Consider the following 24,669-nt stretch of genomic DNA (forward strand, 5'->3'; position numbering starts at 1 on the left):
GTTATTCGATTGAGTAATGATGATGGCGATGTGTAATAGTAATGTTCATATCTTTATTGTTTATGCGACAAAAATAAAGTATTAGTTCTGAATCACCAAACAATTATCAGAAATTCTTCTATTTTTCTTTCAAATTAAAGGAAGAATCTCTTCATCTTCTACTTCGCATGACAAAAAATGCATCTCTTCTCTGGCTTTCTCCTTCGGAAAAGTAAAGTAAGTGCAGAGAGCTTCTGTACACAATTCCTCATCTTTATTATAAAGACGTGCCTCAATTATCACAATGTTACGCTTCACTTCTTTAATATGTGCTTTGAGCACTACATGTGAATCATTAGTACTGATTGATTTACGATAACGTGTCTCCATTTTTGATGTCACCCCCGTAGTCTGTAACTTCCGGAGAATAACCCATGCACAGATTTCATCCAAAAGTACGGCCTGGATACCTCCATGTAGCGTATCAATCCATCCCTGGTATTCGGGACGGGGACGCCAGATGCTAATCACTTCATCGTTATCCTCATAAAATTCCATTTTCACACCGGCTTCATTGTTAGGGGCACAACCAAAGCAATTATATCCTTCCATCCCCTTCCACGGGTTAATAATCTTTTTCATACCTTTTTCGTTTTAGAATGCTCAAAGATATAAATCTTTTCGCAAAATGCACCCATCTCACCACCAGAACTTTATCTATAATCCGTTTGTTATACAGATGTTCTATTAAGAAAGGAAAAGTATGAAAACAGTAGTAGACAAAGCCTCTTCAAGGGGTTATTTCAATCATGGTTGGCTGAAAACCCACCATACATTTAGTTTTGCAAACTATTATAACCCGTCAAGAATGCATTTCGGCGTATTGAGGGTACTGAATGATGATAGCGTTGACCCTGAAATGGGATTCGATACACACCCTCACCAGAATATGGAAGTCATTTCTATCCCCCTGAAGGGGTATCTGAGACATGGCGACAGCGTAAAAAACACCCGGACAATCACACCCGGCGATATCCAGGTTATGAGTACGGGGAAAGGTATCTTCCACAGTGAATATAATGGAAGTGACAAAGAGCAATTGGAATTTTTGCAAATATGGGTATTCCCGAGAATTGAAAATACAGAGCCGGAATATAACAACTACGATATTCGTCCTTTATTGAAAAGAAACGAACTTGCTCTAATTATTTCACCGGACGGTAAAGTACCCGCTTCCATTAAGCAAGATGCATGGTTTTCTATGGGAACATTTGACGCAGGAAAGAGTTTCGAATACAAGTTGCATCAGGAAGGTAACGGAGTTTATCTTTTTATCATCGAAGGAGATGTGGAAGTTGCAGGCAACCGATTGTCACGACGTGACGGCATCGGTCTTTGGGATACAAAGAGCTTTAAAGTGGAAATAACCCAAGAAGCGACCTTATTGCTAATGGAAGTACCAATGCGATAAAAATGAGTATTCATTTCGCAAAAGAATAAAAGGCTGCCTCCAATAGCGAAGACAGCCCTTTATTTATTGAGAACACTGTATTATCTATTTCTCTTTCCGATAATTTTCAAGTCCTGTTTGCAAGAAATTGATATACTTGGATATATCCTCATCATAAGCATACGACTTGTTCAGCGGATTACCCTCATTGTCTATCAGAACATAGAAAGGCTGGGCATTGGCACCAAACTTCACACGCTGCAGATAACTCCATTTATCACCTACCGTACGCAAAGTGCGTTCTGTACCATTTTCCATGATCTTCACCGGTTCAGTAAGCGGAGTCTTATTGTCAACATAAAGAGTAATCAGTACGTAGTCATTATTAATAATGCTGCTAACCTTCGGATCGGTCCATACGGCAAGCTCCATTTTACGACAGTTCACACAACCATATCCTGTAAAGTCGAGCATTACCGGCTTGTTATGCTGACGGGCATATTCCATACCTAAATCATAATCATCGAACTTGGCATGTACCTCATTGGTATAAAGATTAAAATCCTGGGTTTTCATAGGCGGTGCAAAAGCACTAACCGCTTTCAAGGGTGCTCCCCATAAGCCCGGAACCATATAAACAGCAAAAGCTAATGAAACCAGTGCCATGAAGAAACGAGATACACTTACTTTCGTATCATCGTCATCATGAGGAAATTTAATCTTACCCAACAGATAGAAACCAAGCAGAGCAAAAATAACAATCCACAAAGCAAGGAAAGTCTCACGATCCAGAATTCTCCATCCATAAGCCAAATCGGCAACAGACAGGAATTTTAAAGCAAAAGCTAATTCCAGGAAACCTAATGTCACTTTAATCACATTCATCCAACCACCAGACTTAGGCATTGACTTCAGCCAAGACGGAAATAAAGCGAATAAAGTAAATGGCAGAGCCAATGCAATGGCAAAGCCCAACATACCAATCGCGGGAGCGACTACACTACCTGTAGTAGAAACCTGTACCAACAAAAATCCGATAATAGGACCTGTACAAGAAAAAGATACAAGCGATAATGTAAACGCCATCAAAAAAATACTCAGTAATCCGCTTGTAGCTTCCGCCTTGCTATCCACTGCCGTACTCCATTTTGCGGGAAGTGTCAATTCGAAAGCTCCGAAGAAAGAAGCAGCAAATACGATCAACATCAGACAGAACAAGATATTGAAAACAGCATTAGTGGAAAGGGCATTCAAAGCACTGGCACCAAATATCAAGGTAATGGCAAGGCCAAGCGCTACATAGATTACCACGATGGATGCCCCATAAGTCCATGCATCCCGGATGCCTTTCTTTTTGTCCTTGCTTCGCTTCAGGAAGAAACTTACAGTCATCGGAATGATAGGCCATACACAAGGAGTGAACAAGGCCAGCAAACCTCCTAAAAATCCTGTAATAAAAATATAGATCCATGACATATCTTCCTGAGAGTTTGCCTCACCAAATTTCTTCAAATCATTAATTACAGGCTTCCATAAGTCAACACTGCCTATCGCAGTGGTAACAGTTGTAGCTGTCGGTTCTACAATACTGTCTGTAACAGTGGCGACTGGCTCTTTTACCGGAGTTGCAGGGGTTTCTTTTGCCGAGACTTCGGCAGTAGCAGCGGCTTTACCCGAAAATTTAAAGGGAACTTGTGTAGGAGGCAGACAATTTTCATCGTTGCATGCACCATATTCCAGATACCCTTCTATTGAATAGTCACTGCCGGTAAACTTTATCTTCTGTATAAATTGAGCCGTTTTTTCAAAATAGCGTACTTTCATTTCGAACAGTTTGTCAAAGTCCGAAACTTCTTTTCCCCGAGGGGTTAATTTACCAACAACTTCGGCACCTGACATCTTCTCTACATTAAAAGTAGCGGAGATAGGACCACCATCACCTAAATCGGTAGAATATACATGCCAACCGGCATCGATCGTACCTGTAAAAACGATTTCCGCTTCGGCTCCCGACAGGGTTTTCAGCTCCGTTTTAAACTTCACAGGCTCTTGTATCTGTGCCTGCGCCGTAAATACGACCAGCAACAAAAGCAGAAAAGAGGATAATTTCTTCATTCTTTAAAATTGTTTATGATGTTTCTAGAAATATAACAGCTATCGGATTTTCCCGGTTTGAGGTTTTGGCTAATCTTAAAAAGCTATTATTTATTTATAACTAAAATTCATAATCTACACAAGCCCGACTTTCTTTTGTCTCTGCCAAAATCTTACCGGCAGCCACATGCTCGGGATGGGTAGCATAGAACTTCACATCATCCAGATTATCAAATTCACTATACAACGCAATATTCCAGGTTTCTCCCGGATTCATATTCAATCCGACTTCAATTTTGCGGATCACAGAGATTTTAGCAGGTAATGCTTCAATAGCCTCCTTAAAACTATTCATCACAACGAGTTTCTCTTCTACAGGAACGTCGTCTCTTAACTTAAATAATACAATGTGTTTTACCATTACGTTGTTATTTTAATTATTTGTTTTTATATTTGTCAGCCAAAGCTGTTTTTTACAGTTGCAAAATTACTCTATTTGTTTCAAATATACACTATAAAAGGATGTTAATAATAGGAATAGCAGGCGGAACAGGCTCGGGAAAGACCACCGTCGTACGGAAAATCATTGAGAGTCTACCAGCTGGTGAAGTAGTATTGCTACCTCAGGATTCATACTATAAAGACAGTAGCCACGTACCGGTTGAAGAACGCCAGAATATCAATTTTGACCATCCCGATGCTTTTGAATGGAGCCTTTTGTCTAAACATGTTGCCCTGCTTAAAGAAGGCAAGTGTATCGAACAACCCACCTATTCTTATTTGACTTGTACCCGCCAACCCGAAACGATCCATATTGAACCACGTGAAGTGGTCATAATCGAAGGTATCCTAGCTTTATGTGACAAAAAGCTACGCAATATGATGGATCTGAAAATATTTGTAGATGCCGACCCGGACGAACGGTTGATCCGTGTGATCCAACGTGACGTAGTGGAAAGGGGCCGCACTGCAGAGGCTGTAATGGAGCGATATACGCGCGTGCTGAAACCTATGCATTTACAGTTCATCGAACCATGTAAACGCTACGCAGATTTGATTGTTCCCGAAGGAGGGAGCAATCAAGTAGCCATCGATATATTGACCATGTATATAAAAAAACACATCGGTAGGCCATGAAACGGCATCTGATAATTTACTCCCTGCTTTTTCTTCTTTTCTGTGTATTGTCTTGCCGCAACAAACAAGCAGTAGCTACAGAGGAGTCCTCTGCACACGATCTGGAACAAATCAAAGATAGCGGAGAGCTCGTTGTTCTGACTCTTTATAGTTCTACTTCTTATTTCATCTATCGTGGGCAAGACATGGGTTTCCAATACGAACTCAGTGAACAATTTGCCAAAAGTTTAGGAGTGAAATTGCGAATAGAAGTAGCCAAAAACGTACCGGAACTCATCCGAAAGTTACTAAATGGCGAAGGAGATATTATCGCATACAATATTCCGATTACTAAAGAATTAAAAGACAGCCTGATCTATTGTGGCGAAGAAGTAATCACCCACCAGGTAATTGTCCAACGAACCAATGGGAAAACAAAACCGCTAAAAGATGTAACTGAGTTGGTCGGAAAAAATATATATGTGAAACCGGGCAAATATTACGAACGATTGGTTAACTTGAATAAAGAGCTGGGAGGAGGCATTCTGATTCATCAAGTAACCAATGACAGCATTACTGCCGAGGATTTGATAACCCAAGTTGCACAAGGTAAAATTCCTTATACAGTGGCTGATAATGATGTCGCTAAGTTGAATGCAACTTATTATCCTAACCTGAACACCAGTCTGTCTATCAGTTTTGACCAACGCGCTTCCTGGGCCGTACGTAAAGATTGTCCGCAACTGGCAGCAGCAGCAGACGAATGGCATAAACAGAATATGACTTCGCCGGCATATACCGCAAGTATGAAACGATATTTTGAGATCAGTAAAGCAATGCCTCATTCTCCCATTTTATCCTTAAAAGAGGGTAAAATCTCTCATTATGACAACTTATTCAAGAAATATGCGCAAGAGATAGGTTGGGACTGGCGTCTGTTGGCATCCTTGGCCTATACCGAATCGAACTTCGATACAACTGCCGTATCATGGGCCGGAGCAAAGGGACTGATGCAATTAATGCCTGCCACCGCCCGTGCAATGGGGGTTCCACCGGGCAAAGAGCAAAACCCGGAAGAAAGTATCAAAGCTGCGGTGAAATACATTGCAGCGACAGATCGCAGCCTAAGCATGGTGCCGGATAAACAGGAACGGATTAAGTTTATACTCGCTTCATATAATGCCGGGCTGGGACATATTTTTGACGCAATTGCACTGGCAGATAAATACGGTAAGAATAAAACCGTATGGACAGACAATGTGGAAAATTACATCCTACTAAAAAGCAATGAAGAATATTTCACTGATCCGGTATGCAAAAACGGATATTTCCGTGGAATAGAGACCTACAATTTCGTCAGAGACATTAACTCAAGATATGAATCATATAAGAAGAAAATAAAAAGTTGAAATAGGGCAAAAGCTCGCAATTATAAGAATTGCAAGCCCTTGACAGCATATAGTATATTTTATTTTTTCCCTTTCTCTGTTAACAAACTCACAATAATAACGGCTGCTACCGATAATGGCAATGCAAACAATATCGGATCTATCATCGGAAAAGGATAGGCTTCGATCAACACATCCTTACCGAAAAGCCACCTGCATACCCCCATTGCCGCAGCCTCTTTCTGGTGCAGAAAGGCCAGCGCAAACAAACTACCTATAGTCCCTATCCAAAGGCTTGCCATCACTCCCTGACGGGTAGCACGTCTCCAATATAAAGCACAAAAATAGGCCGGCAGGAAAGCTGCAGCGCAAATACCCATAAAAATAGAAGTTCCACGGGCTATAATATCGTTGGGCAACATATAGCAGATAATATAACTCACTAAAATTGAAAATAAAACTCCCAAACGGATCACATTAGTCAATTTACCACGTGAACGAGGCTTGTAAGTACCATAAATATCGGAACCAACCGAAGCTCCCATCGTATGAAACTGTGAACTCAGTGTAGACATGCTGGCAGAAAGGATACAGAGCATAAAAAGAGCGGCAAACCAATCCGGCATTGCCTTATTTATAAAGTATGGGATGATTTTATCCATATCTTTGACTGCTTCCGTAGCTACAACACCTTCGGTCTTAAGAAAGAAAAGATTGCTCAATGCACCTGCATGATAAATAGCACCTACGGTAATAATCAGAAAAAAACACCCGATAAAAACCCCACGGTTTAGTTGTTTGCTACTTTCAACCGTCATAAAACGCACAACCAACTGAGGCTGCGCAAGACAACCGATTCCAACTCCCAAGATAAGAGAAGTGACTAATGTATACCATTGAGGTGAACCGGTAACAGGCATAGCCGTCCACCCTTGATGTCCCAACGCCTTAAATTTTTCAGGAACTAAGGGAGCTATGTCCGTCAGAGCCTGATTGGCTTCAGTAAAGCCCATATCCAGTACCCGATACAACGAAAAAAGCAGAAACAGCATACAGCCAAACATAATAACTGCCTGTAAAGCATCTGTATACATTACTCCTTTCATACCTCCTGCGATCACATAGGCAGCTATTACCAATGTAAATATTAAAAGTGAAATATTAAAATCAATCTGGAAAATCTGTTCGATAAAGACAGCACCACCTTTCATAACCACTGCGGCATACAAAGGCATTCCGAGGAAAATCACTGCGGCAACAAAGACTTGTATTCCCCGTGAACGATAATGCCTGCCTAACAATTGAGGAAATGTACTTACATTCAATTTAGCACCCATTCGCCGCGTCCGGAGTCCGAAAAAAATAAAGGCAATCACTACACCTATAAACATATTCAAAAAGCAAAGCCACTGAATACCCATACCAAAAGCTGCTGCTACCCCACCAAAGCCGACAATAGCAGAAGCTGATATAAAAGTGGCACCATAAGAGAGTGCCATGACAAACGGATTCATCTGTCGACCTCCTACCAGGTAATCACTGGCGGAGGATGTTTTCTTATAACCTAAAAAACCAAGATAGGCCAGTGACAGCAGATAGGCTATCACAATCAGTCCAAGTGTAAATGTATTCATCGTGTTTTATCTTTTTCGTTGTCTTTATTCCAGTATTTGAAGCCAAACCAAGCAGCAAAGAGCACACATACTACCGAAAGCAAGTATGACAAAATGATAAGTGAGTCGCTAATTCCAAACATTCGTGTATCAGATTTCGATTAATATTGGTGCAAATGTAAGGAATTTATTGAAATAGAGAAACAAAATGCAGAAATTATCAGAAGGAAAGGAATAAAAATAAAAAAGCTGCCTCGTTTTATCAGAAGCAGCTTTCAGAAAAGCCAATAAACGGTTTAAAACTTATCGTAATGAATTTTTTTCTCATCAAATTTCTGTTTAGGCTCTTGGGTAGTTGCCGGATAACCAAACGGAATCACACACAGGGGCACTATATTCCCCGGAAGCTCCGTATATTTACGAACAACCCTGATACGGTCTTCATAAGGATAAGCAGCTGTCCATACCGCACCCAGCCCCTGTGCTTCGGCAGCCAATAATATATTCTGTGCAGCAGCCGAACAATCCAGATACCAATAGGAAGATTGAGCTACATCTCCACATACAACAATGGCATAGCGAGCTTGAGTCAGCATCTTTGCATAAGGTAAAGCAGCGGCCATCGAATCAAGAGCAACCCGGTCGGTGACCAATACAAACTCCCACGGACGAATATCTTTTCCGGATGGTGCAGCCATTCCGGCACGTAGCATCCAATCTATTTTTTCTTTTTCTACTTCCTTGTCTAAATAAGCCCGCACACTTTTACGTGCAAAAATATTATCCAACGCAGCATTGGATGTCGAAGGGGCTTCTCCTTGAGAAGCAGTTGAACAAGCTGCGAATGAAATCATTCCCAGTATCCCGATCACCCATACATAAATCGCTTTCTTTATTACCATAATTTCTTTTTATATCAAAAAAGTTTCAATCTGTTTTCCTGAGCTTCTTTCAATGAAACGGTTTCACGCTTCATCATGCCACTCTTATCACGAAGGGCTTCATATTCACCGGATAATTCTTTTGCCAACTCTTCTTTCGATTTCGGACTCATCAGCCGAGCAGCAACGCCCGCATTCTGCGAAGCATCCTTCAAGTGAACAACCGGAGCGTGATAAACCGGAGCAATCTTCAATGCTGTATGTAGTTTAGAGGTAGTCGCTCCTCCTATCAACAATGGAATATCCAATCCGGCTTTTTCTAATTCCATAGCCACATGTACCATCTCTTCCAGTGAAGGAGTAATCAACCCACTAAGTCCGATCATATCCACTTTCTCCTCAATGGCTTTTTGGACAATCGATTCAGCCGGTACCATCACTCCCAAATCAATAATATCGTAACCATTACATGCCATCACAACCGAGACTATATTTTTGCCAATGTCATGCACATCCCCTTTCACAGTGGCCAGCAAAACTTTTCCTGCCGAAGCAGTACCTTCCACCTTTTCCGATTCTATAATAGGTTGTAAGATTGCAACGGCTTTCTTCATCGTACGGGCTGTTTTCACCACTTGTGGAAGAAACATCTTACCTGCGCCAAACAATTCGCCCACATGATTCATTCCATTCATCAACGGTCCTTCAATCACATCCACCGCTTTATCATATTTAGGCAAAGCCTCAGCAAGATCTTCTTCCAGAAAATCCCCGATTCCTTTTACCAAAGCATATTGCAAGCGTTCTTCTACCGTACCGTCCCTCCAGGCATCATGTTTTACCGGTTGCCCGGCCGAAGTATTACCCGCAGAAGCCTCCTTTAACCGGTCAGCCAATTCTATCAATCGTTCTGCGGCATCACTTCTCCGGTTTAATACTACATCTTCAATCCTCTCGAGTACATCCGCCGGAATATCTGTATACAATACAGAAGTACCCGGATTCACAATCCCCATATCCATCCCTTTCTGAATGGCATGGTAAAGAAATACGGCATGCATCGCTTCACGAATATAGTTGTTTCCACGGAATGAGAACGAAAGATTACTTACTCCCCCACTGATATGGGCGCCCGGAAGATTCTTTTTAATCCAAGCCGTCGCCTCTATAAAATCTACCGCATAGTTATTATGTTCCTCGATCCCTGTTGCCACAGCCAATACATTCGGGTCGAAAATGATATCATGCGGATTGAATCCTATCTTATCTACAAGCAAATGATAGGCCCGTTCGCAAACTTCTATTTTACGGGTGGCTGTATCAGCTTGCCCTTTCTCATCAAAAGCCATCACTACCACAGCCGCACCATATTGGCGAACCGTACGAGCATGTTCAAGGAATTTCTCCTCTCCCTCTTTCAACGAGATGGAATTCACAATTGATTTTCCTTGAAGACATTTCAATCCGGCTTCGATAACTTCCCATTTCGAAGAATCAATCATTACAGGAACACGAGCAATTTCCGGTTCCGAAGCCACCAGATTAAGGAAAGTTGTCATCTCCTCCTTTGCATCCAGAAGGCCGTCGTCCATATTTACATCGATAATCAGTGCTCCGTCTTCTACCTGTTTACGGGCAATGGATAATGCCTCGTCATATTTCTTTTCATTAATCAAACGAAGAAATTTGCGCGAACCGGCTACATTGCAACGTTCCCCCACGTTAACGAAATTTATTTCAGGTTTCACTTCCAACAGTTCTAATCCCGAAAGCCACATACAATCCGGTTTACAAACCGGAATATGCGGTTTTGCTCCGGCAATCAATGCAGGATATTCTGCAATATAGGCATCGGTAGTACCACAGCACCCGCCTATGATATTGATCAATCCTTCATGAACATACTCTTTTACTTCATGGGCCATATCTGCCGGAGTCTGGTCATATTTTCCTAAACTATTAGGTAGACCAGCATTCGGATAAGCACTAATATAATAAGGAGCCCGAGCGGCCAATTGCTCTAAGAAAGGTTTCAGTTGCCTGGCACCAAACGAACAGTTTAACCCGACTGAGAAGATATCAGCGTGTTGCACTGAAGCCAGGAAAGCTTCCAGCGTCTGTCCGGAAAGAGTACGTCCTCCGGTGTCGGAAACCGTCACAGATAACATAACAGGCACTTTTACTCCTGTAGCCTTCATTGCACGTTCTGCTGCCAAAATAGCAGCTTTGGCATTCAGCGTATCAAAGATAGTTTCTATCAATAAAGCATCTACCCCACTTTCAAGCATAGCTTCCATCTGTTGCTGATAAGCATCAGCCATTTCATCATAAGTCACAGCACGATAAGCCGGATTATTCACATCCGGCGACATAGAACATGTTTTATTGGTAGGACCTACCGAACCGGCTACGAAACGGGGTTTATCGGGATTTAGTACCGTATATTCATCAGCCACTTCACGTGCCAGCTTTACAGCCGCTTGATTCATTTCACGCACATACTCTTGTACATGATAATCGGCCATAGAAATAGTGGTAGAACTAAAAGTATTCGTCTCAATGATATCTGCACCGGCTTCTAGATACTTACGGTGTATATCCCGAATCACATCAGGGCGTGTGAGACAAAGTAAATCATTATTCCCCTTCAGTTGACCGGGAATATGCGCAAAGCGTTCATTACGAAAATCTTCTTCTCTAAGATTATATTGCTGAATCATTGTACCCATAGCGCCATCCAATATAAGGATACGTTCGAGTACCAGCTGTTGAATAGTTTTTTTCATTGCTAAAGGTACAAACCTATCATCGTTTAAACATCCTGTCCATATCACGACGGTCGTCTTTTTCTTTCAAAGCCTCCCGTTTATCATATTGCTTTTTACCTTTAGCCAAAGCTACAACCACTTTGGCCAAACCTCTTTCATTAATAAACAAACGCACAGGGACAATGGTGAATCCGGCGTCTTTCGTCCCTCTTTCCAATTTATTCAGCTCCTTTTTGCTCAATAGCAACTTACGGTCACGTCGGGCCGCATGATTATTATACGAGCCATAAAAATATTCGGCAATGTGCATATTCTTCACCCACAACTCGCCTTTCGCAAAATAACAAAACGTATCTACCAAGCTTGCCTTACCCAGACGGATGGACTTAATCTCCGTCCCGGTCAACACAATACCTGCTGTATAAGTATCGATCAACTCATAGTCGAAAGTAGCACGTTTATTCTTTATATTTATAGGAGCCAGTTTCATTTTATTTTCTTAATTTAATATAGCTGTTAGCTTGTTGAACACAACTTGTATTACCGCCGGACATAGTATTAACAAAATCGACGAGAAAATGGTGTAACGCAACCGATTCTTTTCTTCTACCAGCATCACAACCCTTGCTCCTTCCCATACCACATAAACGATATAAAATTGGAGCAGCCAACCGATAATACTGAAATCAGGAAGCAATCCGGTTACTATATGTAACAAAAAAGTGACAACTAACGCATAACCTGCAAACTGCTGTGCCAAAGGGATATCATTGGTCATACCAAACATTTTTATCCCCATCTGATTGATAGCATAAGCCGCCAGAAAATAACCTCCGAACAAAGCTACCGCCACCGCACAACACTGCGTCATGGCCAACTGGAAACTTTGTGGTCCTCCCCAACCATTAGTCCACAAAGCACCAATGAATACGGATAAACCACATAAACCAATCATAGGATAGACAAAAACAGTAAGAACTGCCCGTCTATCCTCTAAACGAATTTCCTCCCAGGCCTTGGCCGGAGAGGAAATCAATGACATTGCTATTTGAAATAATGCTTTGTAATTCAAATTATTCCGCAGTTTTATATTCTATTTCATATACCTTCTCTATAGTAGAAGTATCTTCCAACTTATTGTTGTACTCATTTTGCTGTGCTACTATAGTTATTTTAGCAGGTTTAGTTTGTCCACTCTTCAGAGTATATTCTCTTAAGATTTGGCTGATTTCATAAGCCTTAAAGCTGGGAGTACGTGTTGCACGCTCAGCAATAGCAGCAGGTTCATCCTCAACTTTATAGCGTAAATAAAGTTTCAAAATGGTATCACCAGATTTAATATCATCTGTATAGCAGACAAGAGTAAAAGTATGTTTAGCAAGCTCATTTTTAATATCTTCTGTAGTAGTCACATTTTTCACACGATAAAGTACTGGTAATACAATCGTATTTTCACTAAACTGAAATGGGGCCACAGTTGAATATCCTGATGCAAAACTCAACGAACCAACAGGTGCATTAGTAGTCACATCACTTGATTCTACTTTCGGAGTGGTTATTGCTGTAGCATCAATTCCTGTAGGATCTGCTAAAAGTGTAATTTTAATTGACTTAGGATTTGTTGAGAGGTCCTGACCTTCATCAACCTGGCAATCAATGTAAGCCATTCTTGCATTCAAAGTTACAGGAATCGTGTTAGTAGGGATCAGCTCTGTACCGGCAGCATCTGTGAATGTAACATAACCCATTCTATCATTCACTTTCACCACACCGGCCCACTGCTGAGGACCGCTTTCTCCGGAATCCATACATGAAGTAAACATAGTACCCATCAACAGGGTTAAGGTCAACACCATTAATTTCAATTGTTTCATAAATCTATTTTTTAGAGTTTGCAAAGATATAAATTCTAATTCACAATAAGTAAATGCAGAGACTTAAAAAATACTGCATCTATTACTTAACTATTTTTGCAAACAACTCTAAATGATCGTCTACATAGCTTGCTACCAGTGCTGTAACCTCCTCCTCAATATCCAGATATTCTTCTTCAAGATCATCAAAGGCCTCGTATTGCTCGTACATAGCCATAAATTCATCCTCTGTACGCTCTTTCTCCAGATCGTGGCGATGAGCATCGTATATCTTCTTAGCTTTATAAACCAACTTCGAGAAATCCTCGGCTCCCCACAGGCGCATTACCTTTGCAAAAGGATTATCAAAGATATAACCTCCATACCCATTCTGAATCAATTGACAAAAGCCGCCGAACATGACTTCATCCCGAAAAATCTGATAGGCCAGCAAAGAGTGCTGCTCCCCTGTCAACAGTGGCATTGTTTCGGCAGTAAGTTCCCCGCCAATCACTTCTTTATACTTGTCTGTAAACACCTGGATAAATTCATCCATTCCCTCACCCGCAGCTTTTTGCAAAGAGGCATCCGTAACTTCTATCATTTCCACTATATATAATAAGGTGAATTCTATATTTATAAATATCAGGAAACAAAAATACGGAAATATATGGTTCAGAAAGGCTTTTTGATAAGTTTTTTAGAAACCCGTTTAATTTTCTTCAATAATAATCCTATAACGAATAATTTGATCACCTCCTCTGCCGGATCGCATGTCAGTTCATTGTAGTTCGGTATTGCAACAAGCGTTATCAATTAACGTTGTTAATGCCATCTTCTTTGCATTCTGTGCTTGAATGCAAAGGACAAGTGTTTTACATTTAAAAGCCTTCTTCTCTATCATCAAAACATTTGTTTTAACAGTGTGTTAAAACAAGCCTTTTACCGACAAACAGCAAGTCATAGTAACCTTCTAATTTACAAAAGAATAACAGGTTCATCAATTTGTTCTCCGAGAATTTCACTAATACCTTCTAAAGGTAGATAATTAAAGATTTGACAAGTATAGCATCTTATTCAAAGCAATCTACACAATACAAAGAAACAGACGGGATTCAATTCTCAATCCTTATAATTGATAATCAATGATGCAATGACATACCAAGATATACGCCTATGCAGTAAGGTATCAACCAAATGCACCACACCACAATACTGAAACGGTTGAAATGTTCCTTGGCTCTTTCACTCCCTTTCACATACGTCCAGATAGCCCACATAGCGTGAATAAACATCAACAGGATAGCGATAATGCCGGTCACAGTATGTATTTCATCATGCAAGTGTGTGAGTCGCGCAATATTCTCCATTAAAGCCGTTCCCACAGAATCGGCCAGCAGTCCCAACAAAAAAAATACCAGATGCCAAAATTTCAACCTCTTCTGCAATCGCTCTCCCCACACTCCTATTGTGTAAAACACCAATGCCGAAGTTATCACACTAATGGCTGCAATTAAATAATGTATATCTACCTCATTCAAATTCATAACCGATCAATTTTTCTCAGAAGAAACAAAGAATCAGAGTAATAGTTCAACAAAACAAAGATTATCTAAAATGTCATCTCCACATTACAATCTAACAAAACCACAAATTCTATTTTTCTCTTTTCATAAAAAAGTAATAAAACCCGATTTGCAAAAACAAATAAAACGACTACCTTTGTGAGCGATTTGAGAATCGTGACTACGTATTTTTAATTATATCACTTAAAAAAGAGCTAATTATGACTTATTCACACGAAGTGGAACACATGTGTGTTGTAAAGAAGGGTCCTAACCACGGACCGGCTCCCATACCCGAAGAAGGAAAATGGGTAAAATCAAAAGAAATTGTTGATATTTCAGGTCTGACACACGGTGTGGGTTGGTGTGCTCCTCAGCAGGGTGCATGTAAGCTGACTCTGAACGTAAAAGAAGGTATCATCCAGGAAGCTCTGGTTGAAACTATCGGCTGTTCAGGTATGACTCACTCAGCTGCTATGGCTGCTGAAATCCTCCCAGGAAAAACTATCCTCGAAGCATTGAACACAGACTTAGTTTGTGACGCCATCAACACTGCTATGCGCGAACTCTTCTTACAGATCGTTTACGGACGTACTCAGTCAGCTTTCTCAGAAGGTGGTCTGATCATCGGTGCAGGTCTTGAAGATTTAGGTAAAGGTCTGCGTAGCCAGGTAGGTACATTGTACGGTACTTTGGCTAAAGGTCCTCGTTACCTTGAAATGGCAGAAGGTTACATCAAGACAATTGCTCTTGACAAAAACGATGAAATCTGCGGATACGAATTCGTTCACATGGGCAAATTCATGGATGAAATCAAGAAGGGTACTGATGCGAATGAAGCATTGAAGAAAGTTACCGGTACTTACGGACGCTTCACTGCAGAACAGGGAGCTGTTAAACACATTGATCCACGTCACGAATAATATAAGGAGGAAAAGAAATTATGATTAGAGAAGTAAAATTTGAAAGTCAGGACCGCCGTATCAAAGGTATCATCGAAGCCTTGAACGCTAACGGTATCAAAGACATCGAAGAAGCTAACGCTATCTGCGAAGCTGCTGGAGTTGATCCTTATAAAACGTGTGAAGAAACTCAACCGATCTGTTTTGAAAATGCTAAGTGGGCTTACGTAGTAGGTGCTGCTATCGCTATCAAGAAAGGTTGCAAAAACGCTGCTGATGCTGCCGAAGCTATCGGTATAGGTCTGCAGGCATTCTGTATCCCGGGTTCTGTAGCTGACGACCGTAAGGTTGGTATCGGTCATGGAAATCTGGCTGCTATGTTGTTACATGAAGAAACCAAATGTTTCGCTTTCTTGGCAGGTCACGAATCTTTCGCTGCTGCCGAAGGTGCTATCAAAATCGCTGCAAAAGCAGACAAAGTACGTAAAGAACCTCTGCGTTGTATCTTGAACGGTCTTGGAAAAGATGCTGCTCAGATCATCTCTCGTATCAACGGCTTTACTTATGTTCAAACACAGTTTGACTATTTCACAGGTGAACTGAAAGTAGTACGTGAAATTGCTTACTCTGACGGTCCTCGTGCAAAAGTAAAATGCTATGGTGCAGATGATGTACGTGAAGGCGTAGCTATCATGTGGAAAGAAGGTGTAGATGTATCTATCACAGGTAACTCTACTAACCCGACGCGTTTCCAACACCCGGTTGCAGGTACTTACAAGAAAGAACGTGTACTGGCAGGTAAGCCATACTTCTCAGTAGCTTCAGGTGGTGGTACAGGTCGTACTCTTCACCCGGATAACATGGCTGCCGGTCCTGCTTCATACGGTATGACTGACACTATGGGTCGTATGCACTCAGACGCTCAGTTCGCCGGTTCTTCATCCGTTCCTGCTCACGTAGAAATGATGGGATTCCTGGGAATTGGTAACAACCCAATGGTAGGCTGTACTGTGGCTTGTGCGGTAGATGTAGCTCAGGCATTGGCAAAGTAACCACCGTTTCTTGATCAAATGATATAAACTCCTGTAATTTTGACAATTACAGGAGTTTCTTTTTATAAACAAAAACGTGAAAATTAAATACTTTCGGAATAACATAGGCCATTTACTAAGCATTAACGAGAAATACAGAAACAGACTAAAGTATGGTTACCCAAAGAAGTAAAGAAGTAGCAAAAACGCTTGAACCAACAGATACACAAATCAGATTAAGACCTCACTCTTACTAAGAAAATCAGACCTGATTATTTCTTTCTTTTCTTGCAAAGCAACCTATCTTCCTTCATTTAATCATTTCCCTAATTCTATTTCTGTATTATAACTTATCCTAATCTCACTAAGAAATTCAACGCATTTAGATTACAAGATATTGAATAAATCTTTCTTTTCTGTATATTTGCGCCCGGTATTTTAGATGCAATCCGAGAAGTTGTAAGTTTTCGGAGTCATTTTATACTTCCCCCGCTTAAGAACTTACTTATTTAGACAAAGTTAATGAAACAAATCAATGCAGTAATTACAGGAGTTGGAGGATATGTGCCCGATTATATCCTGACTAATGATGAGATATCCAGAATTGTAGATACCACCGATGAATGGATCATGGGACGTATCGGAATCAAAGAAAGACGCATCCTGAATGAAGAAGGACTCGGCACCTCATACATGGCACGAAAAGCTGTCAAACAACTGATGCAACGTACTCAAAGTAATCCGGATGATATTGACCTGGTAATTGTAGCTACCACCACTCCCGATTATCGGCTTCCTTCAACGGCTTCCATTTTATGCGAAAGAGTGGGGTTGAAAAATGCATTTGCCTTCGACATGCAAGCGGTCTGCAGCGGTTTCTTATATGCATTAGAAACCGGGGCTAACTTTATCCGTTCGGGAAAATACAAAAAAGTCATTATTGTTGGTGCCGATAAAATGTCATCTGTGATAGACTACACCGATCGTGCCACCTGTCCTATTTTCGCTGATGGTGCAGCAGCTTTCTTGTTGGAACCCACAACAGATCATTTAGGAGTTATCGATTCCGTTTTAAGAACAGACGGCAAAGGACTTCCTTTTTTACACATGAAAGCCGGTGGTTCAGTTTGTTCCCCTTCTTATTTTACAGTTGACAACCACATGCATTACCTTCACCAAGAAGGACGTACAGTATTTAAATATGCTGTAGCCAATATGTCAGATGCATGTGAGTCGATCATCGAAAGAAACCAACTGACAAAAGATGAAATAGACTGGGTCGTTCCCCACCAGGCCAATCAACGTATCATCAGTGCTGTTGCCCAGCGTCTGGATGTACCATTAGAAAAGGTTATGATCAATATCGAACACTACGGCAATACCAGTGCAGGTACGCTTCCATTATGCATTTGGGATTTCGAAAATAAACTCAAAAAAGGTGATAATTTGATTTTCACCGCTTTCGGAGCCGGATTTGCCTGGGGAGCTGTTTACGTTAAATGGGGATATGATGGCAAGACAAATAACGCATGTTAGTCTAATCACAAACGCCGATATCCTTTCTTTCAGTGCTTTTGGGTAAACACAAAAAACCTTATCATACACTTCTTTGTTATTTTCCGATAACTAAATGCATTGGATAATGGAAAATGGTGTAATGATGCAGTATTTTGAATGGAATCTGCCAAATGACGGAAATTTATGGAAACAATTAAAAGAAGATGCGTCACATTTACATGAGATTGGTGTGACAGCAGTATGGATTCCCCCCGCTTACAAAGCCGACGAACAACAAGACGAAGGTTATGCAACCTACGATTTGTATGATCTCGGCGAGTTCGATCAAAAAGGAACCGTAAGAACGAAATATGGTACGAAAGAAGAACTGAAAGAAATGATCGATGAATTACATAAAAATCATATTTCCGTTTATCTGGACGTAGTACTGAATCATAAGGCAGGAGGTGATTTCACTGAAAAGTTCATAGTTGTAGAAGTCGATCCCAATGATAGAACCCAAGCATTAGGAAAACCGTTCGAAATACAGGGCTGGACCGGATACAGCTTCCATGGACGTAAGGATAAATATTCAGACTTCAAATGGCATTGGTATCATTTTTCAGGAACCGGTTTTGACGATGCCAAAAAGCGGAGTGGCATCTTCCAGATACAGGGTGAAGGCAAAGCGTGGAGCGAAGGGGTTGACAATGAAAATGGCAACTACGATTTCTTATTATGCAATGATATAGACCTGGATCATCCTGAAGTAGTCACCGAATTGAATCGTTGGGGAAAATGGGTTTCCAAAGAGCTGAACCTCGACGGAATGCGTCTGGATGCCATCAAACACATGAAAGACAAGTTCATTGCACAATTCCTGGATGCGGTAAGAAGCGAAAGAGGAGACAAATTCTACGCTGTTGGCGAATATTGGAATGGTGATTTGAACACACTCGATGCATACATAAAATCCGTGGGTCACAAAGTCAACCTATTTGATGTTCCATTACATTATAATTTATTCCAAGCATCACAAGAAGGCAAGAATTATGATCTGCAGAATATCCTAAAAAACACATTAGTCGAGCACCACTGTGATCTGGCAGTCACTTTTGTCGACAATCACGATTCGCAATCGGGCAGTTCCTTGGAATCACAAATAGAAGACTGGTTCAAACCATTGGCCTATGGTCTGATATTATTAATGAAAGACGGTTATCCTTGTTTGTTCTACGGAGATTATTATGGTGTCAAAGGAGAGAACTCACCTCATACCCAAATCATTAATATTCTTCTGGATACCAGAAGAAAATATGCTTATGGCGATCAGATTGAGTATTTCGATCATCCTTCCGCCATCGGCTTTATTCGTACGGGAGATGAAGAACATGTCGGTTCCGGTTTAGTCTTTTTAATGTCTAATGATGAAGCCGGCAGTAAAAAGATGGATTTGGGCGAAGAACATAAAGGCGAAATATGGCATGAAATAACCGGAAATATTCAGCAAGAAATCACATTAGACGAAAAAGGAAGTGGAGAATTTTCTGTTAATACCCGTAATATTGCTGTTTGGATAAAAAAGAATTAAAATGGAAATCCATTCCGAAAGAAAGAAAAGACTTAGTTTATCCCTGCTCTTCAAAATAATAAAAGATACAGTTTGGGGATTCATAGACGACAGCGTTATGAGGTTGAGCGCTTCATTAGCCTATGCGACTTTGTTTTCAATTATTCCTTTTCTTTCCCTTCTAGTCACTGTCGATGTCTTTTTCCATATGGATTTGGCCAATCAACTTTATGTCCAACTACAACCGATTGTGGGTCCCGAAGTTACCGAGGCCCTTCGTTCTATTATAGAAAATGCAGAAAATACAGACCCCTCCAGGTCGGCCGCCTTTGTCAGCTTAGGTATCTCTATTTTTGGTGCCACCACTATTTTTGCAGAAATACAAAGTTCATTAAATTCAATTTGGGGAATAAAAGCCGTCCCTAAAAAGAGCTGGCTTAAATTTATTAAAAACCGGATACTTTCTTTCTCAATAATACTTGTATTTGCCTTCATTCTCCTGATTACATTCACCATTACCAATATAATCGGAGAACTCAGTCAAAAATTCATCTTTAAGTATCCGGAAGTAGCCGATTCGTTGGTAAAAGTGGTAGGAATCATCATAAACATGAGTGTCACTACCATCATCTTTACACTCATATTTAAAATATTACCCGATGCCAAAATCAAGAGCAAAGACGTTTGCATCGGAGCTGTTGTAACCACCATACTGCTACTGATAGGTCAATGGGGAATTTCCTTTTATATAGGAATAGCCAATGTGGGGACCGTCTATGGGGCTGCTGCGTTCATGGTGGTTTTCGTCACCTGGATTTATTATTCTTCCATCATCATATATACCGGTGCAGAATTTACCAAAGCATGGGCAAACGAAATGGGAAGTAAAATTTTCCCCGACGAATATGCAGTAGCCACCAAAACCATTGAAATACACGAAGACAAGCCTATCGAATAATCTAGAATAAAAATCACTTCTTCCGTGACGATTCATTCTCAGTATCACGACATGTTTTCGTATACTGTTTCAAATGCTTTCTCATTTGTTCGAAACGGACAAAGCCCAAGAAAAACAAAAAGATTCCGGCTATAATACATCCCCACGCCAGCCCATCCAAACGTGAAATGCTTTCAATTTGAAATATCCCTATCCCCACAGTCAAAAGGTAAAGTGCCATACGGATATATGCAAACAAAGTTCTTTCATTAGCCAGCTTGGTTCTTTCAAGTGCCAGATGATCACGAAGTATCAACTCTTTATCATTCTCAAAGTTATCGGTAAATGTCAGCATAATTATATTAAGGTAACTGTATCTTAAACGTTTATTTAAAACAATAATTGAGTACAATAGTTCAGGAAACAGAATCTCCATTTAGCAAATGACACTGACAGATCCCCCAATCCTGACCAATTTACCGTACACTAAAATCATTTTTAGTTATACTTTTCACAACTGGCTAATTAAATTTATGTAAGTAGAAAAATCTCTTCATAAAAAATAATTCTTGGGATACAAATAACAAGTTATTAAAATACAAAAGACTTGTTATTTGCACACAAGAATCAAATTATAAGGAAATGACGTTAACAATGTTAATTGAAACAAACTCCAATAACAAGTAAAATCTTGCACAATGCTATGCCACTAACCTTTTTTCATTAAACCAACGTACAGGGATCTTTCTGCTTAACAAAACATTGCGACAGTAGTACGGCAAACGGGGTATCATATACTCTGGCTTTCTGTGGGCATCCCTTTACACAGGCACAACATTTAATGCAGCGTTCGGCATCCGTATTCAACTCGTCACCTTTGGCTATGGCGCTTACAGGACACATTTTCGCACACGCACCGCAGTGAGTACACAAAGATTCATCTTCCACCCAAGGAGTACGGGGAAGGGGAACCCCACTTTTACGCAAGGCAATCACTTTCCGCAAAAAGCGAAACAATGGGAAAAAAGGCTGACGCGGACGCCGGATTTTACGGACATCGACCGCATATAATTTTTCCGGTTCGGTAGCAGATGCTATTTTATCTGAAATCTGCTTTCCAAAATCGGCTGCCACAGCAAGGTCACGTTCGTCAGGACGTCCGGCAGCTACGGGATATTTTTCTGTACTATAAGAGTGTTCTCCTATGAAAGTAGCACCGGCAATTACTTTAAACCCCTGTTGAATAGCCCAATAATCAAGTTCCATCAACGATTTTTCGTAAGCACGATTACCGTATACCACCACGATAACCGCCGGAGTATTACTTCCGCGCACACTTGCCAGACGATCCATGGCCAAAGGGGCTACACGACCTCCATATACCGGCACGACAATAATAGCTAATGCAGATTCGGCAATCACTAAATCCTGAGTTGCCTGTTGTGTTAAATTCGTGTTTATCACATTTGTTATTCCGGTTCCACGAACAATTGCCTCCCCAACTTGTTTAGAGGTGTGGGTAGGCGAGAAATAAATCAAATGGACTTCGTTTGCTGTCATAATAGTTACTTTTTATGCAACAAAGGTACACTTTTATGAAGAAAAAAAGAGTAAACGAAGACAAAAACCAAAATTATTTATTATCTTTGCGGCGTTGAAACATTCCGAACCCCTCCAACGGGAGACAAATTCGGATTTCCGATTCAGCCAAACATCCCTAATTCATCATTTAAAGATTATTGCGTTTGTTAAGTTTCCGACCCCTGCGTCGCAGCTTCAGCCGTACGTATTTCAACGAATAAAATTAAAATATTTAAATAACTCACTATACTGTATGTATAACATCATTCAATTGAACGACAAGAATTTGTCGGAACTACAAGCTATTGCCCAGGAATTGGGTATCAAAAAAACAGACTCACTTAAGAAAGAAGAACTTGTCTACAAAATCCTCGACGAACAAGCCATAGCCGGAGCTACTAAAAAGGTAGCTGCCGACAAACTGAAAGAGGAACGCAAAGAAGATAAGAAAAAACGCTCTCGGGTGACAGTAAAGAAGGAAAACGCCGACAAGGTTTTCTCTTCTACCAAGAATGGAGAACTAACCAAAACAGATGCCAAAACACCTGCAGCCAAAACACAGCCACAACCTAAAACAACAGAACCGACCCCAGAAACAGCTAAAGAGGCAAACGCCGAAACAAACGCCACTCCGGCCGAATCTGTCAAAGTGACACCTTATGCCACTCCGAAAAAGAAACCGGGACGCCCCCGTAAAAATCAGGTAGAAACAGAAGCTAAACCCGCAGAAGAAACTACCGAAAAACCGGAAACAGTACCATCGGCACAAGAAGAAAAGCCCGCTGCCCAACCGGAAACAGAAAAACGTCCCATCAGCAAACCGATTCTCAAACCCAAACCGGCCGTTGTAGACGAAGAAAGCTCGATCCTCTCGGATATAGATGCAGACGATGATTTTATCCCCATCGAAGACCTGCCTTCGGAAAAAGTAGAATTGCCAACCGAACTGTTCGGCAAATTTGAATCGACCAAAGCCGAAGCAGCAACAGCCCCCGAACCTGTGGCACAACCCCAACGCCCGCGTGTGATTCGCCCACGAGACAACAATAACAACAACAATTACAACAACAATAATAATAACCAACGCAACAATAACCAGCGTCAGCCTGTACAACAGCGTCCCATGTCGCAACAAAATGCCGCCGAAGCCGCACCCGTTCAGGAACGCCGCGTGATTGAACGTGAGAAACCTTATGAATTTGATGATATCCTCACCGGAACCGGTGTATTGGAAATCATGCAGGATGGTTACGGATTCCTCCGTTCGTCAGATTATAACTACCTCTCTTCACCGGACGATATCTACGTTTCGCAATCCCAGATCAAACTATTCGGTCTGAAGACCGGTGACGTAGTAGAAGGTGTAATCCGTCCGCCCAAAGAAGGCGAAAAATACTTCCCGCTGGTAAAGGTTTCTAAAATCAACGGACGTGATGCCGCTTTCGTACGTGACCGTGTACCGTTCGACCATCTCACTCCGCTGTTCCCAGACGAAAAGTTCAAGCTTTGCAAAGGAGGCTACTCCGACTCGATGTCGGCACGTGTAGTCGACCTCTTTTCACCAATCGGTAAAGGACAGCGTGCCTTGATCGTGGCTCAGCCCAAGACCGGTAAAACCATCCTGATGAAAGAAATCGCCAATGCCATCGCTGCCAACCATCCGGAAGTATATATGATCATGTTGTTGATTGACGAACGTCCGGAAGAAGTAACCGACATGGCCCGCAGTGTCAATGCGGAAGTGATTGCTTCTACATTCGACGAACCTGCCGAACGCCATGTGAAAATTGCCGGCATCGTACTCGAAAAAGCTAAAAGATTGGTAGAGTGCGGACACGATGTAGTGATCTTCCTCGACTCTATCACCCGTCTGGCGCGCGCATACAATACTGTATCTCCGGCATCAGGAAAGGTACTCTCGGGTGGTGTGGATGCCAATGCACTACACAAACCGAAACGTTTCTTCGGAGCAGCCCGTAACATAGAGAACGGAGGTTCGCTCACCATTATCGCTACTGCCCTGATCGACACCGGTTCGAAGATGGACGAAGTAATCTTTGAAGAGTTCAAGGGTACAGGTAACATGGAGTTGCAGCTCGACCGCAACCTAAGTAACAAACGTATCTTCCCTGCTGTCAACATTGTGGCATCGAGCACCCGCCGCGACGACTTGCTGCTCGACAAGCAAACACTGGACCGCATGTGGATTCTACGCAAGTATCTGTCGGATATGAATCCTATCGAAGCAATGGATTTCGTAAAAGACCGATTGGAAAAAACCAAAGACAATGACGAGTTCCTGATGAGCATGAACAGCTAAAGAGTTCCTTTTGTGAACAAAATATAGTAAAAAGAGTGAGATTCTGTTTGAATCTCACTCTTTTTATTTAGCTTTGCACTACATGCATCATAAACAAGCATAAAACAAACATCGGGAAAACAAC

Annotated in this window: 23 protein-coding genes; 9 read left to right on the forward strand and 14 right to left on the reverse strand. The window is 41.3% G+C overall.

All coding sequences use genetic code 11. The features are described 5' to 3' along the window. Nucleotides 1-129: 129 nt before the first annotated feature. Complete coding sequence (locus tag BSHG_RS03480; protein WP_005798782.1) at nucleotides 130-621, reverse strand: PaaI family thioesterase; 492 nt, start codon at nucleotides 619-621, stop codon at nucleotides 130-132. Nucleotides 622-742: 121 nt separating this feature from the next. Here BSHG_RS03480 and BSHG_RS03475 point away from each other — a divergent pair, with 121 nt between their 5' ends. After that, nucleotides 743-1,450: a pirin family protein gene (locus BSHG_RS03475; RefSeq protein WP_005789136.1), complete on the forward strand. Its 708-nt coding sequence runs from the start codon at nucleotides 743-745 to the stop codon at nucleotides 1,448-1,450. Between the two features lie 84 nt (nucleotides 1,451-1,534). On the opposite strand, the gene BSHG_RS03470 is transcribed toward BSHG_RS03475, so the two are convergent. Together BSHG_RS03470 and BSHG_RS03465 are read right to left on the reverse strand one after the other, a co-directional pair. Then, a complete protein-coding gene (locus BSHG_RS03470; RefSeq protein ID WP_008661056.1) occupies nucleotides 1,535-3,544 on the reverse strand; it encodes a protein-disulfide reductase DsbD family protein in 2,010 nt (669 codons plus the stop codon). Between the two features lie 100 nt (nucleotides 3,545-3,644). Then, the gene (locus BSHG_RS03465; protein ID WP_005789142.1) at nucleotides 3,645-3,944 is read right to left on the reverse strand and encodes a Dabb family protein; all 300 of its coding nucleotides are present in this window, start codon (nucleotides 3,942-3,944) and stop codon (nucleotides 3,645-3,647) included. 101 nt (nucleotides 3,945-4,045) lie between these two features. Between BSHG_RS03465 and udk the strand changes: the two genes are divergently transcribed. Further along, a complete protein-coding gene (gene udk, locus BSHG_RS03460; RefSeq protein WP_005789145.1) occupies nucleotides 4,046-4,660 on the forward strand; it encodes a uridine kinase in 615 nt (204 codons plus the stop codon). Continuing rightward, nucleotides 4,657-6,048, forward strand: coding sequence for a transglycosylase SLT domain-containing protein (locus tag BSHG_RS03455; RefSeq protein WP_005802904.1), 1,392 nt, complete (start codon nucleotides 4,657-4,659; stop codon nucleotides 6,046-6,048). The genes udk and BSHG_RS03455 overlap by 4 nt, the downstream gene beginning before the upstream one ends. A gap of 59 nt (nucleotides 6,049-6,107) precedes the next feature. Here BSHG_RS03455 and BSHG_RS03450 read toward each other — a convergent pair whose 3' ends face one another. From BSHG_RS03450 to BSHG_RS03415, 9 genes are all read right to left on the reverse strand, one after another. Continuing rightward, nucleotides 6,108-7,661 (reverse strand): sodium:solute symporter, encoded by a 1,554-nt coding sequence (locus BSHG_RS03450; protein WP_005789151.1) that lies wholly within the window; start codon nucleotides 7,659-7,661, stop codon nucleotides 6,108-6,110. Further along, nucleotides 7,658-7,783: a symporter small accessory protein gene (locus BSHG_RS23795; RefSeq protein WP_008661059.1), complete on the reverse strand. Its 126-nt coding sequence runs from the start codon at nucleotides 7,781-7,783 to the stop codon at nucleotides 7,658-7,660. Before BSHG_RS23795 ends, BSHG_RS03450 begins: the two co-directional genes overlap by 4 nt. A 153-nt stretch (nucleotides 7,784-7,936) precedes the next feature. Beyond that, nucleotides 7,937-8,542, reverse strand: a complete 606-nt coding sequence (locus BSHG_RS03445) for a nitroreductase family protein (RefSeq protein ID WP_008661061.1) — start codon at nucleotides 8,540-8,542, stop codon at nucleotides 7,937-7,939. 14 nt (nucleotides 8,543-8,556) lie between these two features. Continuing rightward, the gene (gene metH, locus BSHG_RS03440; RefSeq protein ID WP_050427964.1) at nucleotides 8,557-11,307 is read right to left on the reverse strand and encodes a methionine synthase; all 2,751 of its coding nucleotides are present in this window, start codon (nucleotides 11,305-11,307) and stop codon (nucleotides 8,557-8,559) included. A gap of 19 nt (nucleotides 11,308-11,326) precedes the next feature. After that, the gene (gene smpB, locus BSHG_RS03435; RefSeq protein WP_005780358.1) at nucleotides 11,327-11,779 is read right to left on the reverse strand and encodes an SsrA-binding protein; all 453 of its coding nucleotides are present in this window, start codon (nucleotides 11,777-11,779) and stop codon (nucleotides 11,327-11,329) included. Between the two features lie 9 nt (nucleotides 11,780-11,788). After that, the gene (locus BSHG_RS03430) at nucleotides 11,789-12,331 is read right to left on the reverse strand and encodes a Yip1 family protein (RefSeq protein WP_008769654.1); all 543 of its coding nucleotides are present in this window, start codon (nucleotides 12,329-12,331) and stop codon (nucleotides 11,789-11,791) included. Nucleotides 12,332-12,362: 31 nt separating this feature from the next. Next, the gene (locus BSHG_RS03425; protein WP_008661065.1) at nucleotides 12,363-13,163 is read right to left on the reverse strand and encodes a hypothetical protein; all 801 of its coding nucleotides are present in this window, start codon (nucleotides 13,161-13,163) and stop codon (nucleotides 12,363-12,365) included. Nucleotides 13,164-13,245: 82 nt separating this feature from the next. Then, nucleotides 13,246-13,746 (reverse strand): DMP19 family protein, encoded by a 501-nt coding sequence (locus BSHG_RS03420; RefSeq protein WP_005789167.1) that lies wholly within the window; start codon nucleotides 13,744-13,746, stop codon nucleotides 13,246-13,248. A 538-nt stretch (nucleotides 13,747-14,284) separates the two neighbouring features. Beyond that, complete coding sequence (locus BSHG_RS03415) at nucleotides 14,285-14,689, reverse strand: HsmA family protein (protein WP_005789172.1); 405 nt, start codon at nucleotides 14,687-14,689, stop codon at nucleotides 14,285-14,287. Nucleotides 14,690-14,928: 239 nt separating this feature from the next. Between BSHG_RS03415 and BSHG_RS03410 the strand changes: the two genes are divergently transcribed. From BSHG_RS03410 to BSHG_RS03390, 5 genes are all read left to right on the forward strand, one after another. Beyond that, nucleotides 14,929-15,630: an iron-sulfur cluster assembly scaffold protein gene (locus BSHG_RS03410; protein ID WP_005780363.1), complete on the forward strand. Its 702-nt coding sequence runs from the start codon at nucleotides 14,929-14,931 to the stop codon at nucleotides 15,628-15,630. 20 nt (nucleotides 15,631-15,650) lie between these two features. Then, nucleotides 15,651-16,661, forward strand: a complete 1,011-nt coding sequence (locus BSHG_RS03405) for a GGGtGRT protein (RefSeq protein ID WP_008661072.1) — start codon at nucleotides 15,651-15,653, stop codon at nucleotides 16,659-16,661. Nucleotides 16,662-17,162: 501 nt separating this feature from the next. Then, a complete protein-coding gene (locus BSHG_RS03400) occupies nucleotides 17,163-18,176 on the forward strand; it encodes a ketoacyl-ACP synthase III (RefSeq protein ID WP_005789175.1) in 1,014 nt (337 codons plus the stop codon). A gap of 106 nt (nucleotides 18,177-18,282) precedes the next feature. Further along, nucleotides 18,283-19,728, forward strand: a complete 1,446-nt coding sequence (locus tag BSHG_RS03395; RefSeq protein WP_008661073.1) for an alpha-amylase — start codon at nucleotides 18,283-18,285, stop codon at nucleotides 19,726-19,728. A gap of 1 nt (nucleotide 19,729) precedes the next feature. Then, nucleotides 19,730-20,665, forward strand: a complete 936-nt coding sequence (locus tag BSHG_RS03390; protein WP_008661074.1) for a YihY/virulence factor BrkB family protein — start codon at nucleotides 19,730-19,732, stop codon at nucleotides 20,663-20,665. Nucleotides 20,666-20,678: 13 nt separating this feature from the next. On the opposite strand, the gene BSHG_RS03385 is transcribed toward BSHG_RS03390, so the two are convergent. Beyond that, nucleotides 20,679-20,999, reverse strand: a complete 321-nt coding sequence (locus tag BSHG_RS03385) for a DUF202 domain-containing protein (RefSeq protein ID WP_005789182.1) — start codon at nucleotides 20,997-20,999, stop codon at nucleotides 20,679-20,681. A 368-nt stretch (nucleotides 21,000-21,367) separates the two neighbouring features. Then, on the reverse strand, nucleotides 21,368-22,204 hold the full coding sequence (locus BSHG_RS0220690; RefSeq protein ID WP_005789184.1) for a 4Fe-4S binding protein: 837 nt from the start codon (nucleotides 22,202-22,204) through the stop codon (nucleotides 21,368-21,370). 274 nt (nucleotides 22,205-22,478) lie between these two features. Between BSHG_RS0220690 and rho the strand changes: the two genes are divergently transcribed. Continuing rightward, nucleotides 22,479-24,545 carry a transcription termination factor Rho gene (gene rho, locus BSHG_RS03380; protein WP_008661075.1) on the forward strand — a complete coding sequence of 689 codons (2,067 nt, stop codon included), beginning with the start codon at nucleotides 22,479-22,481 and terminating at the stop codon, nucleotides 24,543-24,545. Nucleotides 24,546-24,669 lie beyond the last annotated feature (124 nt).

It is taken from the genome of Bacteroides sp. 3_2_5, assembly GCF_000159855.2.
Lineage (GTDB): Bacteria > Bacteroidota > Bacteroidia > Bacteroidales > Bacteroidaceae > Bacteroides > Bacteroides fragilis.